Genomic DNA, 17,392 nt, shown 5'->3' on the forward strand with positions numbered 1-17,392 from the left:
CTAAGGCGACAATATCTCATTTGACAGGTACTAAAATGAAAATGCTAGATGTGACAGTTCCACCAATTGAACTGCAAGAACAATTTGTAGACATTATTCACCAAGTCGACAAATCAAAATTTTCTTTTCCTTAATAATTACAAATATTCCTTGGAAATTGCTTCCACACCATACATTTTATCAGATGGATGTTGCCACATGGGAAGAAAACTATGGGGAAAAAACACCACCAAAAGCAACCTTTGAAGAAAGATTACGGATATATCAAAGAGAAGCTGATCAGCAGCATACACAAAGGAATTTCCATAGCAGAGATAAAGGGGTGAGATAAGTCGCCCTTTTTTCGTCGGATAATTCATTTCTTTACGTTTCTATACTCTGTAGGAGTTAAGGAATACATTCTCTTAAATGTTTTACAGAAATAATCTGTATTACTGAATCCAGTTTCTATTGAAATGGCACTTACTTTTTTTTCTGTATTGGTAAGAAGTAATGCTGCCTTCCTTAACCTGTAGCATATCAGATAGTTGACAGGAGATGTATTCAGTACATTACGAAACAAATTCAAGGCAGTACTGATACTCACTTCCCCAACTTTGGCAATATCCAAAAGAGAAATGCTTTCAGGGTAATTCGAATGTATAAACTGCATCATCATTTGTAACCGTGCAAGTGAGGAAGAATTCACATTTTGAGTTTCTGGGTAACAAATAACATTTGAAGTTATGAGTGCCCATATCTTTTGTAATTGAACAGATATTTGTAGTTCATTTATTTCACCTCTGCTAAACTGTATAAGCTTTTGCATTTCAGACAAAATTTCTTTCTGCCATTCCTGTGAAGAAGAAAAAATGTAATAACCCAAAGATGAGTTCAGAAAGGGTAACACAAATTTCTGATAGATTAAACTTTCTTTCGGAGCAATCAGAGATGGAAGAAAGAGAAAATTTGGAATTACAGCGTCATTTTCGGAATGCATTTTATGAACAACTTTGGAATTAATAAATATTCCCTGTCCCTCGGACATGTCAAAATTATCTTCTCCTACATTAAAGTGAACTATACCGGATTCGATATATACAAATTCAAATTCGGTATGCCAATGCCAGTCAATACAGTTAAAATCATAATCGGTTATGTTTTCATCATAGAGTTTGTATGGAAAAAGATGAGTCCCATGTAAAGCAGTTTCCATCAGTGTATCATCGGTTTTTATACTTACAAGCTTTTTCTTTCCTTTCTGCGACATGGCAGTCCCCTCCTGAACAATCTGTTTTACGATATTATACAGCATAATTGCGATATTATATAGTGAAAAATAAATAAAATTGCTATATAGTTCTATTTAGCCGTAAGGAGAAGATAAATGTATGCACAGGTTGAATTTGGTTTATGTGATGAAAAAGAATGTATTTCTATCATTTTAGATAATGAGGAACAGGTAAATGAATTTATGTTAATGCTTATTGAAAAGTCATTTATAGTGAATTGTGAACCAAGATACTTAGGTGCGTTCTATGAGGGAAGTGTTTGGTGTGGAGATGAGCATTATCTAAGAATAACAACAAAGAGAGTTGAGGAAAAATGATGAAGAATTATAAAAAGACAAAATTGGCGTGTTATTTGGGATTTATTACGCAGGCAGTTGCTGCGAATTTTGCACCTTTACTATTTCTGAAATTTCATACAGATTACAATATTTCACTTGGAAACATTGCTATGATATCAACATCCTTTTTCTTTACACAGCTTTTGGTAGATTTGTTTTGTGCCAAGTACGTGGACAAAATTGGATATAGAGTATGCATTGTTGCTTCTGAAGTATGTTCGGCTGCAGGCCTTGTAGGTTTGGCATTTTTACCGGAAATAATTCCATCTCCGTTTATTGGTATTATTATAAGTGTCATTTTGTATGCGATTGGAAGTGGCTTAATCGAGGTTTTAGGAAGTCCTATTGTGGAAGCATGTCCGTTTGAGAACAAGGAGGCTACTATGAGCCTTCTGCATTCCTTTTACTGTTGGGGAGCAGTTGGAACTATACTTGTTTCGACCGTTTTCTTTCTGCTATTTGGAATTGGCAGCTGGAAATGGCTTGCTGTTATTTATGCATTAATTCCTGCTATCAATATTATTAATTTTGCAACTTGTCCGATTGAATCATTAGTAGAGGAAGGACAGGGAATGGGAATCAGAAAATTATTTTCAAATCCCATGTTCCTGATTGCCATTGTGATGATGGTCTGTTCCGGGGCATCGGAGCTTGCAATGGCACAATGGGCATCTGCGTACGCAGAATCAGCCCTAGGCTTTTCAAAGGCAGTGGGAGATATTGCCGGACCTTGTATGTTTGCTGTGACGATGGGAATTTCACGAGTGTTGTTTGGAAAAGCCGGTGATAAAATGAAACTAAACAGATTTATGATTGGTTCCGGTATCTTATGTTTTGTATGTTATTTATTAGCGTCATTTTCAGAAAATCCGATCATTGGACTTGCTGGATGTATTGTATGTGGGTTTTCTGTAGGAATCATGTGGCCCGGTACAATCAGCATCTCTTCCAAGGTATTTCCAACAGGAGGAACTGCAATGTTTGCACTTTTAGCAATGGCAGGTGATCTTGGAGGAAGCATAGGTCCAGCCATTGTAGGAAGGGCTGCGGACATGTTTGGAGGTAGTATTCATGTGGGCATGCGCATTGGACTCCTGTTTCCGATTACGTTGTGTTTTATGCTATTTTTATTCAATATAATGAACCACAATGCGAATAAGCAGAAATAGCTGTTATGTTCATGTGACAGTTAAATGTTGCCAGATGAAAGAACACTATGGGGAGAAAAATGCCCCTTAAAGAAACCAACGAAGAAAAATAACGGATATATAGAAGAGAAGCTAATAAGCAGCATACAGAAAGGGTTTATGCCAAAGGACAGGTAGATAGGATTAAGAAGTCTATTTTAAACCTACACACATTTCTGCAGTCCCATTAAGAGTGTAACGAGGACAGAGATGCTGGAAAAGTCTACCGTTAGTTACTGATTGATAACTATATAGACATTTTCCGCATTGATGAACAATGCAAAATAGTTTATGAAGCAACATACACTATCGAGGATGGAATCTATAAAACAAGCACCAAATGACTTGTAATGTCATTTGGTGCTTGTTTTGACTTAAGAATTATTTACCATAGTTCCAACGAATCTTCCGCATCTATCCACATCTGCATAGTACCGTCAAGATAAAGTCGAGCATACTTCACAGGATTGTCTATTACCAAAGCATTTCAAGCAGTTCACACAGTCCGTTCATATTATGCTATAATGTGTTATGCGATTTTGCTTCCCTTATTTTTTCCCTTACGAGGGATCGTAAAGCCTTGTGAAACGATATAACACAAGGGAATACCTAAGGGAAAGCTCACCTACAGAAAAGTTAGTGTTTATAAGGGTTAGCGGGGAGTTTATTAATAAAATATAACAGCTAATGAAACCCTTAAATTAAGTGATTATACAATCAAAATATGTGGCTCTTTTAAAGCAGGCAAACACGGATAGTTCCAAGATGGCAGAAGTTATCGGGGTATCAGAGGCACAGCTAAGATTTGTAACCAATACTACATCGGGAATGGGGCTTATCAAGTGTGGTTCGGTGGTGATTCCATTTGATAATCAGATTAGTAAGGATACAGACCTTTACAGGCTTTACAACACCAATATTCACAAGAAGATAGCGATGATGAAAAAGGAAAAACTACCGGAAAAAGTAATTGAGAGGAGTGGAGAATCTTGATATAATTAAATATAGTGATTTTAAAAAAGTTTATAATTTCTCGCTAAAATGGTAAAAATGAAATTGTGACACCACTGGTGACACAAATTAGCTGGACGAATCACTTGCTGATAATGTCGGGATGCAAGACAGATGAGGAAAAAGAGTTCTATATTCGTCTATGCATCAAGGAAAATTATTCTAAAAGACAGTTGGAGAGACAGTTAGACAGTGGGTATTATGAAAGATATATGTTATCAAAGGAAACTTTATTACCGGAATCAGTTAAAAAGTTGGGAGAAAATCCATTTTTACATTCTTTTATGGAAACTGTATTTGAAGAAATGTGCAGATATTATACTTTGAAGCATGGAATAGAGGGAGAATATGGATGCTTTCTTACTTCTGTAGGTTCTTGGTGGGGCGTGGAAAATATTGCAGATAAGGATGGAAATATTCGATCATAATCTGCGGATATCGATGTCGTTGCTATATCAGATATAGATAAACAAGCTGTTATTGGAGAATGCAAATTTAAGAATGAAAAAATAAATAAGGGTATTTATGAAACTTTGATCAGAAGAGGAAAACTTATAACTTCAAAATACAAAGTTTCAAAATATATATTCTTTTCATTAAGCGGATACACGGATTGGTTTGAAAATTTGAAAAATGAAGATGTTTTGCTTCTTACATTGGATTCGCTATATGAAATGTAAATCAAAATCTGCAAGAAACAGAAGATATTTTATTGTAAATAAAAGGGATGAAATATATAATAGTATTGAGAAGTGATGAGAGCAGGATATGTGTAGATAGTGGGATTTGATATCACATAATATTTGAAAAAGAATACAGCAGAACATATGGGGGAGGATGTTGTATGGTTACAAACTTTGATTATTTGAAAAAGGATCAGAAATTTTCAAAATTTGCGGATGTTGCAATTTCAGCTGAAAAAGTAATTCTTTTAGATCCGGAAGCGTGTATTATTAATTGCAGAAGGGCTATGGAATTTGCTGTAAAATGGGTATATTCCATGGACAATTTAGAGATGCCTTACAGAGATAATTTGCATAGCTTGTTAGAGGCTGATGATTTTCGACAGACTGTTGGTTCTGATTTGTGGAGAAGATTGGATTATATCCGAAAGACTGGTAACAGTATCGCACATAACAGTAAGAAAAAGGGCAGAGATGAAGCAATGCTTTGTCTGGAAAATCTATTTATTTTTATGGATTACATTGCGTATTGTTATGCAGATGAGTATGAAGATAGAAATTTTGATGAAGGAATTATTCTTGCAAGAATTAATAAAGCAAAAGAATCAAAGCAAGCTGCCAAAGATGCAAAAGAAGAGTTAGAAAAGATACAAAAAAAGACCGCACAACAGGAACTGGATCTTGCAAAGTTAATAGAGGAAAATGCATCATTAAAAAAAGAATTATCGGCACGACGAAAAGAGCAGCAACAGACGTATGTTCCAAAGCCGCTTGATATGACGGAATACAAGACAAGAAAATTGTATATTGATTCGATGTTAGATGAAGCAGGATGGAAAGAAGGCAAAAACTGGATTAATGAAGTACAGATTGAAGGAATGCCGAATAAATCAGAGATTGGGCGTGCAGATTATGTTCTTTATGATGATATGCAATGTCCGCTTGCGATTATTGAAGCGAAGCGTACTTGTGTTGATGTATCAAAAGGAAGACAGCAGGCGAAACTGTATGCCGATCTGATAGAACAAAAGTATAAGAGACGGCCGGTTATTTTCTTAACAAATGGTTTTGAAACAAGAATTATTGATGGACGTTATCCGGAACGAAAATGCAGTACGATCTATTCTAAGAGAGATTTAGAAAAATGGTTTAACCTGAAAAAAATGCGAACAAGTCTGAAACACATTACAGCGGATAAAGAGATTGCAGGACGTTATTATCAGCAGGAAGCAATTAAGAAGGTGTGTGAAAGTTTTGATCAGAACAATCGCAGAAAAGCATTGCTTGTTATGGCGACAGGATCAGGAAAGACGAGAACAGTCATTGCTTTGTGTAAAGTCTTGCTGGATGCGGGATGGGTTAAGAATATTCTTTTTCTTGCAGATCGTAAATCATTAGTAACACAGGCAAAGAGAAGTTTTGTAAATATGCTGACAAATTTGTCATGTACTAATCTTATTGAAGAAAAAGATAATTATAACGCACATTGTGTTTTTTCTACATATCAGACGATGATGCAGTGTATTGATACTGTAAATGACAAAGAAGGAAAACTTTTTACCTGCGGTCATTTTGATCTTGTGATCTGTGATGAGGCACATCGATCTATTTATAATAAATATAAGGACATTTTTTCATATTTTGATGCACCGCTGGTAGGTTTGACAGCAACGCCAAAGGACGAAATAGACAAAAATACGTATGAGATTTTCGAGTTGGAAAATGGGGTGCCGACGTTTGGATATGATCTGGCACAGGCAGTTAAAGATGGCTATTTAGTGGATTATGTTTCCATCGAATCAAAGCTCAAATTTATGGAAGAAGGTATTGTATACGATGAACTTTCTAAAGAAGATAAAGAAATGTATGAGTCTACTTTTGGAGAAGATTCAGAACAAATGCCGGATACAATAAGCTCTTCTGCGTTAAACAGCTGGGTATTTAATGAAGACACAATTAAGCAGGTATTGCATACGTTGATGAATGATGGTATTAAAATCGACTATGGTGAAAAAATCGGCAAGACAATTATTTTTGCAAAGAATCATAAACATGCGGAAGAGATATTGAGGGTTTTTCATAAAGAATACCCTTATTTACCGGATTATGCAAAAGTAATTGATAATTATATGACATATGCCCAAAGTGCGATTGACGAATTTTCTGATCCGAAAAAAATGCCGCAGATCGCTATTTCTGTAGATATGCTGGATACGGGAATCGATGTGCCGGAGGTTCTTAACCTGGTTTTTTTTAAAAAAGTCATGAGTAAAGCAAAGTTCTGGCAGATGATCGGAAGAGGAACGAGGCTTTGTCCAAAACTTTTGGATGGAGAAGATAAGAAGAAATTTTATATTTTTGATTTTTGCAACAACTTTGATTTCTTTAGAATGAATAAAGGAAAGGCAACCGCCAATACAGTTGCCTTGCAAAGTGCTATTTTTAACTTAAAGTTTGAAATTTCATATAAATTGCAAAATATGGAATATCAAAAAGAGCGTTTGATCGCATATCGTAAAGCATTAGTAAAGCAAATGAGTGAGCAGGTAAAGGAACTTCCGCGAGATAATTTTGCGGTAAGACAGCATTTAAAATATGTGGAACTTTATTCTTTGGAAGAAAATTATCAGACACTTACTTTTGAGGACACGCTATTAGTAAAAGAAGAAGTGGCACCATTGATTCTGCCGGATAATGATGAGATTAAAGCGTTGCGTTTTGATGCATTAATGTATGGTATCGAACTTGCCTGTCTGGTTGGAAAGAAGTATGCGAAGGCCAGAAGCGATCTGTACAAAAAAGTTGCAGGCGTTGCCGGAGTGGCAAATATACCGGAGATTCAGAAACAGTCAGATCTGATAGATAAAATTCTGCATTCGGATTATATGGAACATGCAGATATTAACGAATTTGAAGAAATCAGAGAAAAGTTGCGTGATCTGATCAAATATATTCCACCTAAGATCAGTCAGTCATATGACACTGATTTTTCGGACGAACTGTTGTCGCAGGAATGGAAAGAAGCTGAGTTAGATAATGACGATCTGAAAAAATATAAAGAAAAGGCGGAATATTATATCAGAAAGCATCAGGATAATCTTGTTATTGCAAAACTTCATTCCAACCAGCCATTGACGAAGATGGACGTAGAAGCTTTAGAAGAGATTCTTTGGAAAGAAATAGGAACAAAGCAGGATTATGAGCAGGAATACGGGGCAAAACCTCTGGGGGAATTAGTTCGCGAAATCGTAGGGCTTGATATGAAAGCAGCTAAGGCGGCATTCTCAAAATACTTGTATGATGCAGGATTTGATAGCAGACAGACGTATTTTGTCAATCAGATCGTGGAATATATTGTTCATAACGGAATGATGAAAGACTTTTCTGTCTTACAGGAACCACCATTTACTGATCAGGGCAGTGTGGTTGATATCTTTACCGATGTGTCAGTGTGGATGGGAATTCAAAGTGTGATAGAAAGTATCAATGCAAATGCTATTGCGTAAACTTTACATACCGGGATGAATTTCCTGTTATAATGTCCGTGTATGGGTGATTTAAAAGATGTGTTACTTTCCTTTGGTTGAGTGTGGAAAAGGAAAAGAGAAAGATAAGTGGTGAATAAGATGATAAGAACATTTCAAAGACATATAGTTAGAAAACAAATGGAGTTATCAGAGAGTTTATGGCAGTTTGAACCTTGTTCAGGACCATATGGAGGACAAAGATTTTTGATGGCTGTACCAGGATGCTGGGAATCACATCCACTTTTTGCTGATTATAGAGGAGAGGGGATTTATCGAAAAAGATTCCAAGCAGAGGGGGATATTCAAATAGAATGTAAAGGCGTTAGTCATACAGCAGTTTTGGTGCTTGATGGAAAACAGATAGCACAGCATTACAATGCATACACACCGTTTTTGGTTGTAGTAAAGGATCTTGCAAAAGGAGAGCATTTGCTAGAGATAAAAGTTGACAATCGCTTTCATGAGAATAGTGCGCTTCATTTACCAAACGATTACATGTCATATGGTGGGATATCAAGAGGTGTTATGGTAGAACAGCTGCAAAGTGCTTATTTTGAATACGCGCATGTAAAGACGATTCGAAAAAATGATCGATGGTTCATAAATCTTAAAGCAGCAATTTCTGTGTTAAAGAAGGAACGACTGAGAGATAAAAAAGTAATTGCTAAAGTGACAATAGATAATCAGACCTTTGAATGGAATATCAGAATCGATGAAAAAGATAACTATGAATTAAATACAGTTTTGGAAATGGAAGATGTTTTAGAATGGAATCCAGAGTCTCCTAATTTATATCAAATGGTGTTACAACTTTTTGTTGAGGATGATATTATCGATGATCTAATAGAACGCTTTGGATTTCGTGAGGTTCGTATTAGTGAGAATAATATATTGTTAAATGGTAAAAAGCTTCGGATCAAAGGAGTATGTCGTCATGAGGATCATCCTGATTATGGCTGCGCATTGCCCTATGGAGCAATTTATCATGATCTTGTTTTGATTCAGCAGATGGGAGCAAATTCAATACGTACAGTGCATTATCCCAATGATGAGATTTTTCTTGATCTTTGTGATGAGATGGGCATTCTTGTTTGGGAAGAAAATCATGCCAGAGGAATTGAAGAAGAGCAGATGAAGCATCCGTTGTTTGAAATGCAGGCAGAAAATGTTATTAAGGAGATGATAGCTGCACATTATAATCATCCAAGTATATTTATATGGGGGATTTTGAATGAATGTGCCAGCGAGACACTTTTTGGCAGAGAATGTTATAAAAAGCAATTTGAATTGATTAGACAAATGGACGATACAAGACCATGTACTTTTGCAAGTTGTAAGTTCTTTCAGGATATCTGTTTTGATCTTCCCGATGTTGTTTCATGTAATATTTATCCAAGATGGTATGTCGATCAATCAACAGAAACATATATGACAGAAATATTTGATTGGATAGAGCAGGATAAACAAGGAAAGGATAAGCCATTTCTTGTTTCCGAAATAGGTGCTGGAGCAATCTATGGATATCATAATCAGCATCAGGGAAAGTGGACAGAGGAATATCAAATGAAAGCACTAAATGAGCAAATCTCAACATGTTTACAATATGATGGATGCAGTGGAGTATATATATGGCAATTTTGTGATAACAGAGTCAGCAAGGAGTGGTTTGCAAGTCGTCCCAGAGAGATGAATAATAAGGGTATCGTGGATGAATACAGAAGAGAAAAAATGTCATATGCAAAAATCAAAGAAATATATGGGCAGTATGGAAACTATTTTGATTGATTTTGAGAAGGGATATATAAATAGTATGTTTGTAGGATGGAGCATAGAGAAATGATCGCTGTTTTATATCAATTTACAATCAGACAGATAAATTTTGGAACACTTATTTTACTTTTTTGTCTGATGGGAGTTGTTGCAGGAATTCAAAGGCTTGGGTATATTGACCTTTGTACACTTTATTTGATGAATCGTGCACAAAATATCAGAAGGATAGCATATTATCTGATTGGAAGCAGCTTTTTCTTTAGTATGTTTTTGACAAATGATGTTGCATTAATTATTTTGGTGCCTTTTACAATAGGAATTATAAATCGCATTGGAGCATCTGATCAATTGATTCGCTTTATTGTCTTAGAAACGATTGCTGCTAATATGGGAAGTATGCTGACACCCATAGGCAATCCACAGAATGTTTTTTTATACCAGAATTATAAGATGACATTAGTAGCATTTTATCGGATTATTCTTCCTTATGGTGTAGTAGCATTTGTTCTTTTGGGTATCTTTATTTTTATCCTTTTTCCTACAGAACCAATTGAACAGGAGCAAAATATAACGGATACGGGCGAAGCATATGTTATTAAACATAAGCTGCTTTGGACAATAGTCTTTATCGTATTATTTCTTTTGTGTATATTAACGGTATTGCGTTTTGTGCCACATGTTGTAACTTTTTTTGCAGTTTTTATTGGTGTTTTTCTTTGCGACAGAAAGATTTTTTGTCGTATCAATTATGGGCTTTTGATCAAATTTATTATTTTGTTTATCGTTGTAGGGGATGTGGCACAAATCCCATGGATCAACAAAATGCTTTCTACAATGATAGTAGGAAATGAAGTTGCAGGAGGCATATTAATTAGTCAGATTGTGAGTAATGTTCCGGCAGCAATTCTGATTGCACGTTTTACATCGAATGGAAACGCTTTACTGCTTGGTGTTAATATTGGTGGATTGGGTACATTGATTGCATCTATGGCAAGTATGATCTCTCTGGATTATTATGAAAAAAGTATATTTGCTGATAAAAAAGCATATATTCTTTCTTTTACAAAATATAATATTCTCTTTTTGCTTATAGAGATTGTGCTTGTGTTGTTGTTGCTATAGCTATCAATATGCCACATGTATATGTGCGATTTATAGAAGGAGTAGATGGAATTTGATTGCCCTATATCATATTGCATGCCAGGTTTCAAGCAGATACGTTTTACGAATGAAATGTTTTATTAAATCAATATAAAAAAATAGTAAATATTTTTCCAAAAAAAATAGAAAATTCATTGCTTTTTTTTGGAAAAAATGCTATATTAAATAATGCTTGTATTTGATGAACAGTAGAATTGTTTATGCTTATGCAGGCGTTTTTAGTGTTTACGGAATATAAAATCATCAAGTGTTATTCCGATAAACTTGATTTAAGATTAAGTTGTCAATTATTTTCTAAGAATGTGATAATTTTTTATGTTTGTACGATACTAACATAAGACAATAGTGTGCAGTGCGGATCAAGTCGTAGAGATTCTAAAAATAGTCTGTCGGGGAAATTAATTTTTGGCATATTAATCTACAGATAATTTTACTAGGAGGATTTATTTATTATGGAAGAGAACAACTCTTTTAAACCTTATGTCAGTGCAGACAAGGTATTGCCGGAATTTACGGTTTCATCGATTTTGATCGGTATTATCCTTGCGATTGTCTTTGGTGCAGCCAATGCATATCTTGGACTTCGTGTAGGTATGACGGTTTCTGCGTCTATTCCTGCAGCCGTTATTGGTATGGGTGTGTACAAGCTGATCGGTGGTTTTTCTTCGAAAAAAGAAGAAACGATTCTGGAAAGCAATATGGTACAGACAATTGGTTCAGCCGGTGAGTCTTTAGCAGCCGGTGCTATTTTTACCATGCCTGTTCTTTTTTTGTGGGCAGCAGAAAAGAAGGCACAGATGCCTAGCATTGTAGAGATTGCATTGATCGCAATGATCGGTGGACTTCTTGGTATCTGCTTTATGGTACCTTTGCGTAAAGCATTGATCGTAAAAGAACATGGAACACTGCCTTATCCGGAAGGAACTGCTTGTGCTGAAGTGCTGCTTGCAGGTCAGGAAGGTGGCGCAAATGCAGCAATCGTATTTATCGGAATGGGAATTTCTGCATTAGTTAAATTTATCGTAGATGGATTGAAAGTAGTATCAAATGTTGTAACGATCTCTATTCAGAAGATTCATACAGAAGTCAGTGCAGAAGTGTATCCGGCATTGATCAGTGTTGGTTATATCTGTGGTTTTAAGATTGCATCTTATATGTTTGCCGGTGCGATCCTCGGATGGCTTGTATTGATCCCGGCAATCTATCTGTTTGGTGCAAATACCATTTTATATCCTGCGACAGTAACGATCGCAGAAGTATGGAAGAGTAGTGGGGCATCCGGTATCTGGTCAAATTATATTCGTTATATCGGTGCCGGTGCTGTAGCGGCCGGTGGTATTATCAGTCTTGTGAAATCACTTCCTCTGATCTGCCGCACATTTGTAGATGCACTTCGCGGAATGATGAACAAAGAAGCAATTGGTAAAGAAGAACGTACTAACCGTGATATGAATATGGGACTTGTTCTGGGAATGCTTGCTGTATTGATCATTCTGATCGCAGTATTACCTGTTATTCCGATCGGTGTCTTAGGAGCAATTATTATTGTTATTTTTGGTTTCTTCTTTGCAGCCGTTTCTTCAAGAATGGTAGGTTTAGTCGGCAGCAGTAACAACCCGGTATCAGGAATGGCGATTGCAACATTGCTGATCACAAGTCTGATCTTAAAAGCAACCGGTAATTCAGGCGCATCAGGAATGGTTGCAGCGATCGCAATCGGTTCTGTTATCTGTATTGTGGCAGCAATGGCCGGCGATATGTCTCAGGATCTTAAGACAGGTTATATCCTTGGAGCTACACCGGTAAAACAGCAGTATGGTGAATTGATAGGTGCTGTTGTATCCGCTATTACGATCGGCTTTGTTCTTTATCTTTTAAATAGTGCATGGGGATTTGGAACACCTGCACTTGCAGCTCCACAGGCTACTTTGATGAAAATGATCGTAGAAGGCGTTATGGGTGGAAATCTTCCGTGGACATTGGTATTTATCGGTGTATTTATTGCAATTATGGTCGAACTGCTGTCAATACCGGTTCTTCCTTTCGCAATCGGTTTATATCTGCCGATTGAACTTTCTGCCTGCATTATGGTAGGTGGTATCCTTCGTCTGGTCTTAGAAAAAGTATATGAAGGAAAAGCAAATAAAGACAAAGTGATCAACAATGGTGTACTTTGCTGTTCAGGAATGATCGCCGGTGAAGGTCTTGTCGGTATTCTACTTGCTATTCTTGCAGTTGCTACAGTAAACGGTAAGACGATTGCAGAGATCGTAGATCTGTCAGGAGTTGTGAACTTAGGACAGATTGGTGGACTGATTGTAATGGCATTGATCATTCTTCTGATCCTCAAATTTACAATCTGGAGTAAAGAAGCAAAGGAAACAAAATAGTGAAAAAAGACAATAATCTGTTAGATTATGTGCCGTTAATCGCACAGCAGATCCAATGGTCAGAAAATGAAGACGGTATTGTGACAGTTGATGTTGTCAACAAAGGAATATTTAACCGGATCGCTCAGGTTTGCTTTGGACGACCAAAAGTCAGCCATATTGCATTGGAAGAATTTGGAAGTTTTATCTGGAAACAGATCGACGGAAAACATACAATTTATGACATTGCAATGTTGGTACAAGAGCAATTCGGTGAAAAAGCCGAACCGCTGTATGACCGTTTGCTTGCTTATTTTCGTACCTTACAAGGGCATGGTTTTGTTGTGCTGCAGGCACCGGAAAATAAATAATATGATAAATATTTAAGCGTTTGGATAGCAAATCAGGGAAAGCCAGTCCCGGCAAGTGCCGGAGCCGGCTTTCTTTTGCTATAAGGTAAAAATGTTTTGTAAGGATGTGATTTAAACCTTCGGTGTATAAAATGGGTGCATTTTACAGATTTTACAGAGAAATCCTTTACAGACTTTATAAAGAATATTAAACTGATAGAAGAAGAAAGGATTTGATTTTTCAGAGATGTGCGGATTGGAAAGTACAAAGAAAAGTGGCTGAATTTGATACGGAGAAAAGAATCAGAATGTGAAAATTAGGAACTATTTTTTAGAAAAGAGGATGATTATGGAAGATAATGAAATGAAAGAGCGAATTATGGATGAAATGCAAGAGTGGGAAATCCCTAGCCAATTTCTTGTAAATTTGATTGAATGGATGAGGAAAAAAGGAATGGATGAGAAAGAAATTGTAGATTGTCTGGTGTATTCCTGCTCAAATCGATAAGTGTAAGAACTTGTTAAGTAACAGGATAGTCAAACAGCAAATGAGACAGAAATAAAAATTAGCTGGAAAATGATAAACAATGGATTAAGAAGAAAAGAGCTTCGTTTCCTTTGCAGCTTTCTTTCAGGCTGTCTGCTTTGGGGAAGTTATGCGCCGGAAGGCATGAATGTTGCATTGTATAGCCTGCTGTACAATGGATTTTATATGCTGCCAAATATCATTATCGGTGTAGTTGTGATCGTAGCTCTTGGAAAAGTGGCACCGGGATTTTTGTTTGAGAAGGAATAGAACAGATACGAGTCGGAGGGCTTGTTGTTACATATAGAATCTATTTGCACATTATAAAAATGAACGGAATGATTTAGAAAACCTATATCATTAAAGTGCGTATGTTTTTTTGGAAAAGAGGGGATGAAAATGGAATTACCTTATTCGGAAGAACTGAACATAGGACATTTAAGCAAATTGTTTGGGAAAACAACAAATTGTTATAAATTTTTTTGGTTCCAGGCAATCCTTAGAAAGTTAGATGGTATACATAACAGATTTACCTTTGAGGAATTGATCAATGAAATGATTGTCGATGCATGGTATATGGTGACGGAATATCATCTGAGACTCGGACCGATCGGCAGTAAAGATAACTTAGAAGAAATTGCAAAATATATTCATGAAAACTATCATATTCGTTCGACTGAAAAAAGAGACAAACTGATGGAATTTCTTCAAACTACAGAAGATAAAAATATCAAAAAATACAAATTAGATTTGATCAGATATGTTCCCTATAAATTACAAGTTCCTTTTTATGATGAAATCCACATTGACCATAGCACATGGTGCGGATCAAAAGAAAAATTAACAAATAAAATCAATAGTCAAAAAAGGCTGATCTATTATTTTGCTTTATATTCCGGGCTTAATACGATAATAGAGATAGATGCCTTGTGGGCAGCGTATTTGTTAAAACATAAGGAAATTATAAAAGGCTGGACGCAGTTGAGTTTAATACACTATCTTCAAAATAAAAATCCAAGCGTGCCGGGAATTGCGGATAAATTAGAGCATCGCAATACGAGAGGAGACACGGAAAGAGTAAGGAAATATTGGCAATTGATCATACAAAAGGATCCCTCTTTAACAGATATTTATGGGAAAATTGATCTGAAAGATGTGTCGATTTCCGTTGATCATTTTATTCCATGGCAATACGTTGCCCATGATGAATTATGGAATTTGCATCCCACAACGCAATCAATTAACAGCAGCAAGAACAATTCTTTGCCAGCTTGGGAACTGTATTTTGAGAAACTCGGTGGTTTGGAATACAGGGCATATGAATTGAAAAAAGAGCATCCCGAAGTGAAAGAAACATTTCAAAAGATCGCACCGTATCATTTGAATAATCAAGAAATTCGAAATCAATTATATGAGGATGGTCTGGATCGTAATTCTTTTATTTCGAGACTGGAACACGTGATCCGACCGATTTATGAGGCAGCACAATTGTCCGGGTTTAAAGAGTGGGTGTATAGGGAGAAGTAGGATTCAATAAAGGTGGGAGAGAGATAATGGCATATAAGGAACTTATAAAGAAATTTAATTGTATTCGTGATTATATGCGAGAATTTTATGTATATGGTTTCAAAAGTAGGGGTGAATATACAGAAAAAAGTGCACGATCTTATGATAATGAAAAGCGTCGGATAGAAAGCTGGCTTGGTGATTATATGCAGTTTCGTCAGACCTCAGAAGGTAAAAACATTTTTATTTCCATTGATAGCCGAGTGGTTGGTCATAATCCCCTTTATAAAGCCTGGAAAGCTAAGAGCTTCACGGATGGAGATATTACACTTCATTTTATATTATTTGATATTTTAAGTTCGCCGGATGTTAGTTTGACTACAGGTGAGATAGCAAAACAAATTGATGAATATGTATATCAATTTTCAAAACCAAGAATATTTGATGAATCCACTATAAGAAAAAAACTTCGGGAGTACATTAGTGAGGGGCTTTTACATGCAGAGCGACAGGGAAAAGCGGTTTATTATAGTCGTTTCAGGGAAGAGTTCTCTCTTAATCTGGATTTATTAGATTATTTTTCGGAAGTAATGCCTTGTGGGGTAATTGGCTCATTTTTATTAGATAAAGTGGAAAAACATCAAAGTCATTTTGCTTTTAAACATCATTATATAACAGAAACAATGGATAGTGACATTCTTTGCTTGTTGTTTATGGCAATTAGGGAAAAATGTACGGTTGTGCTTGAAATATTTAATAAGAAAAAAAACAAGACTTCTATAAGTCATGTGGTACCACTTAAAATTCGAATCAGTGTTCAGGGCGGTCGCCAATATCTTATGGGATATACGTTAGACTATCGGGAGATCAATGCATTTCGAATAGATAATATTGTAAGCGTAAAGTTTGGGGAAAGATGTGATCGGTTTGAGCAATATGAAGAGCAGTTTGGAAAAATATCACCTTATATTTGGGGGGTTAATACTAAAAATTCCGTAGGAGAACAATTGGAACATGTAGAATTTATAGTATATTATAAAGATGATGAACAGCATATTCGTAATCGATTAGAGAGAGAGAAACGCTGTGGAACAGTAATACATATGGATAATAATCATAGTAAATTTGTAGTGGATGTATTTGATAGCAATGAATTGATTCCATGGATAAGAACATTTATATGTCGGATTATAGATCTACATTTTTCAAATAAAGATTTAGAGAATAAATTCAGAGGGGATATGGATACCATGTATGAGTTATATGGTGTTGGAGGTGATGATTAAATGCTGTTTAGTGAAATATATAGTGCATATTACAATGCTGTAGCCGCTATATTGACAGAAGCAGTTGTTCATCCGGTGATGGATGAAGAATTAATAAATATTATTGAAAAGTATGCATTTGAAGAAAGTAAGTTTGTTATATTGGAAGAATTAAAAAAAGAAAAATGGCAGCTAATTAGAAAAGATGGAACTACACCAATAAAAAATAAACCAACAATGCCACTTACTCTTTTGCAAAAAAGATGGTTAAAAGCAGTTATGAGTGATCCCAGAATTCAGTTGTTCGGGGAGACCAGCTATGAAAAGTCAACCATAAATTAGCAAAAAATTTCTTTTTCATATCGGTGGTAAAAAAGGGTAACTTTAATAGAGCTCCCTTAGGGTGCTTTTTCAAAATCTATCGATAT

At 35.8% G+C, this 17,392-nt stretch carries 14 protein-coding genes and 3 pseudogenes; 15 read left to right on the forward strand and 2 right to left on the reverse strand.

The window, feature by feature from the left end; all coding sequences use genetic code 11:
- The first annotated feature begins 20 nt into the window (after positions 1–20).
- A complete protein-coding gene (locus tag H8700_RS12430; RefSeq protein WP_283242210.1) occupies positions 21–134 on the forward strand; it encodes a hypothetical protein in 114 nt (37 codons plus the stop codon).
- A gap of 221 nt (positions 135–355) precedes the next feature.
- Here H8700_RS12430 and H8700_RS05365 read toward each other — a convergent pair whose 3' ends face one another.
- The gene (locus tag H8700_RS05365; protein WP_249304072.1) at positions 356–1,249 is read right to left on the reverse strand and encodes an AraC family transcriptional regulator; all 894 of its coding nucleotides are present in this window, start codon (positions 1,247–1,249) and stop codon (positions 356–358) included.
- A 117-nt stretch (positions 1,250–1,366) separates the two neighbouring features.
- Here H8700_RS05365 and H8700_RS05370 point away from each other — a divergent pair, with 117 nt between their 5' ends.
- Both H8700_RS05370 and H8700_RS05375 read left to right on the forward strand, forming a co-directional pair.
- Positions 1,367–1,588 (forward strand): hypothetical protein, encoded by a 222-nt coding sequence (locus tag H8700_RS05370; protein WP_117963126.1) that lies wholly within the window; start codon positions 1,367–1,369, stop codon positions 1,586–1,588.
- On the forward strand, positions 1,588–2,778 hold the full coding sequence (locus tag H8700_RS05375; RefSeq protein WP_249304074.1) for an MFS transporter: 1,191 nt from the start codon (positions 1,588–1,590) through the stop codon (positions 2,776–2,778). Before H8700_RS05370 ends, H8700_RS05375 begins: the two co-directional genes overlap by 1 nt.
- A gap of 403 nt (positions 2,779–3,181) precedes the next feature.
- Here H8700_RS05375 and H8700_RS05380 read toward each other — a convergent pair.
- Positions 3,182–3,283, reverse strand: a pseudogene (locus tag H8700_RS05380) (DUF6061 family protein); the annotation flags it as partial.
- Positions 3,284–3,513: 230 nt separating this feature from the next.
- Here H8700_RS05380 and H8700_RS05385 point away from each other — a divergent pair.
- From H8700_RS05385 to H8700_RS05440, 12 genes and pseudogenes are all read left to right on the forward strand, one after another.
- A pseudogene (locus tag H8700_RS05385) lies at positions 3,514–3,789 on the forward strand (VirB4-like conjugal transfer ATPase, CD1110 family); the annotation flags it as partial.
- Between the two features lie 113 nt (positions 3,790–3,902).
- Complete coding sequence (locus tag H8700_RS05390; RefSeq protein ID WP_249304105.1) at positions 3,903–4,235, forward strand: DUF1016 N-terminal domain-containing protein; 333 nt, start codon at positions 3,903–3,905, stop codon at positions 4,233–4,235.
- A gap of 416 nt (positions 4,236–4,651) precedes the next feature.
- Positions 4,652–7,996 (forward strand): DEAD/DEAH box helicase family protein, encoded by a 3,345-nt coding sequence (locus tag H8700_RS05395; protein ID WP_249304076.1) that lies wholly within the window; start codon positions 4,652–4,654, stop codon positions 7,994–7,996.
- 228 nt (positions 7,997–8,224) lie between these two features.
- Positions 8,225–9,802: a glycoside hydrolase family 2 protein gene (locus H8700_RS05400; RefSeq protein ID WP_249304079.1), complete on the forward strand. Its 1,578-nt coding sequence runs from the start codon at positions 8,225–8,227 to the stop codon at positions 9,800–9,802.
- 36 nt (positions 9,803–9,838) lie between these two features.
- Positions 9,839–10,909: an SLC13 family permease gene (locus H8700_RS05405; protein WP_249304081.1), complete on the forward strand. Its 1,071-nt coding sequence runs from the start codon at positions 9,839–9,841 to the stop codon at positions 10,907–10,909.
- Positions 10,910–11,400: 491 nt separating this feature from the next.
- Positions 11,401–13,338, forward strand: a complete 1,938-nt coding sequence (locus H8700_RS05410; protein ID WP_249304084.1) for an OPT family oligopeptide transporter — start codon at positions 11,401–11,403, stop codon at positions 13,336–13,338.
- Positions 13,338–13,688 carry a PqqD family protein gene (locus tag H8700_RS05415; RefSeq protein ID WP_249304087.1) on the forward strand — a complete coding sequence of 117 codons (351 nt, stop codon included), beginning with the start codon at positions 13,338–13,340 and terminating at the stop codon, positions 13,686–13,688. Before H8700_RS05410 ends, H8700_RS05415 begins: the two co-directional genes overlap by 1 nt.
- A gap of 328 nt (positions 13,689–14,016) precedes the next feature.
- Positions 14,017–14,175 (forward strand): hypothetical protein, encoded by a 159-nt coding sequence (locus H8700_RS05420; protein ID WP_249304090.1) that lies wholly within the window; start codon positions 14,017–14,019, stop codon positions 14,173–14,175.
- A gap of 42 nt (positions 14,176–14,217) precedes the next feature.
- A pseudogene (locus H8700_RS05425) lies at positions 14,218–14,463 on the forward strand (energy-coupled thiamine transporter ThiT); the annotation flags it as partial.
- 129 nt (positions 14,464–14,592) lie between these two features.
- Positions 14,593–15,720, forward strand: a complete 1,128-nt coding sequence (locus H8700_RS05430) for an HNH endonuclease domain-containing protein (protein WP_249304096.1) — start codon at positions 14,593–14,595, stop codon at positions 15,718–15,720.
- A 26-nt stretch (positions 15,721–15,746) separates the two neighbouring features.
- Positions 15,747–16,985: a WYL domain-containing protein gene (locus H8700_RS05435; RefSeq protein ID WP_249304099.1), complete on the forward strand. Its 1,239-nt coding sequence runs from the start codon at positions 15,747–15,749 to the stop codon at positions 16,983–16,985.
- Complete coding sequence (locus H8700_RS05440) at positions 16,986–17,306, forward strand: hypothetical protein (protein ID WP_249304101.1); 321 nt, start codon at positions 16,986–16,988, stop codon at positions 17,304–17,306.
- Positions 17,307–17,392 lie beyond the last annotated feature (86 nt).

Origin of the sequence: Jutongia hominis (genome assembly GCF_014384965.1) — a bacterium.
Classification (GTDB): domain Bacteria; phylum Bacillota; class Clostridia; order Lachnospirales; family Lachnospiraceae; genus Butyribacter; species Butyribacter hominis.

What these genes read in the sequence shown, in the direction of transcription:
- H8700_RS05365 (WP_249304072.1), bottom strand. Translation starts at nt 1,249, where the DNA reads ATGTCGCAGAAAGGAAAGAAAAAGCTTGTAAGTATAAAAACCGATGAT.
- H8700_RS05370 (WP_117963126.1), top strand. Translation starts at nt 1,367, where the DNA reads ATGTATGCACAGGTTGAATTTGGTTTATGTGATGAAAAAGAATGTATT.
- H8700_RS05375 (WP_249304074.1), top strand. Translation starts at nt 1,588, where the DNA reads ATGAAGAATTATAAAAAGACAAAATTGGCGTGTTATTTGGGATTTATT.
- H8700_RS05390 (WP_249304105.1), top strand. Translation starts at nt 3,903, where the DNA reads ATGTCGGGATGCAAGACAGATGAGGAAAAAGAGTTCTATATTCGTCTA.
- H8700_RS05395 (WP_249304076.1), top strand. Translation starts at nt 4,652, where the DNA reads ATGGTTACAAACTTTGATTATTTGAAAAAGGATCAGAAATTTTCAAAA.
- H8700_RS05400 (WP_249304079.1), top strand. Translation starts at nt 8,225, where the DNA reads ATGGCTGTACCAGGATGCTGGGAATCACATCCACTTTTTGCTGATTAT.
- H8700_RS05405 (WP_249304081.1), top strand. Translation starts at nt 9,839, where the DNA reads ATGGAGCATAGAGAAATGATCGCTGTTTTATATCAATTTACAATCAGA.
- H8700_RS05410 (WP_249304084.1), top strand. Translation starts at nt 11,401, where the DNA reads ATGGAAGAGAACAACTCTTTTAAACCTTATGTCAGTGCAGACAAGGTA.
- H8700_RS05420 (WP_249304090.1), top strand. Translation starts at nt 14,017, where the DNA reads ATGGAAGATAATGAAATGAAAGAGCGAATTATGGATGAAATGCAAGAG.
- H8700_RS05430 (WP_249304096.1), top strand. Translation starts at nt 14,593, where the DNA reads ATGGAATTACCTTATTCGGAAGAACTGAACATAGGACATTTAAGCAAA.
- H8700_RS05435 (WP_249304099.1), top strand. Translation starts at nt 15,747, where the DNA reads ATGGCATATAAGGAACTTATAAAGAAATTTAATTGTATTCGTGATTAT.
- H8700_RS05440 (WP_249304101.1), top strand. Translation starts at nt 16,986, where the DNA reads ATGCTGTTTAGTGAAATATATAGTGCATATTACAATGCTGTAGCCGCT.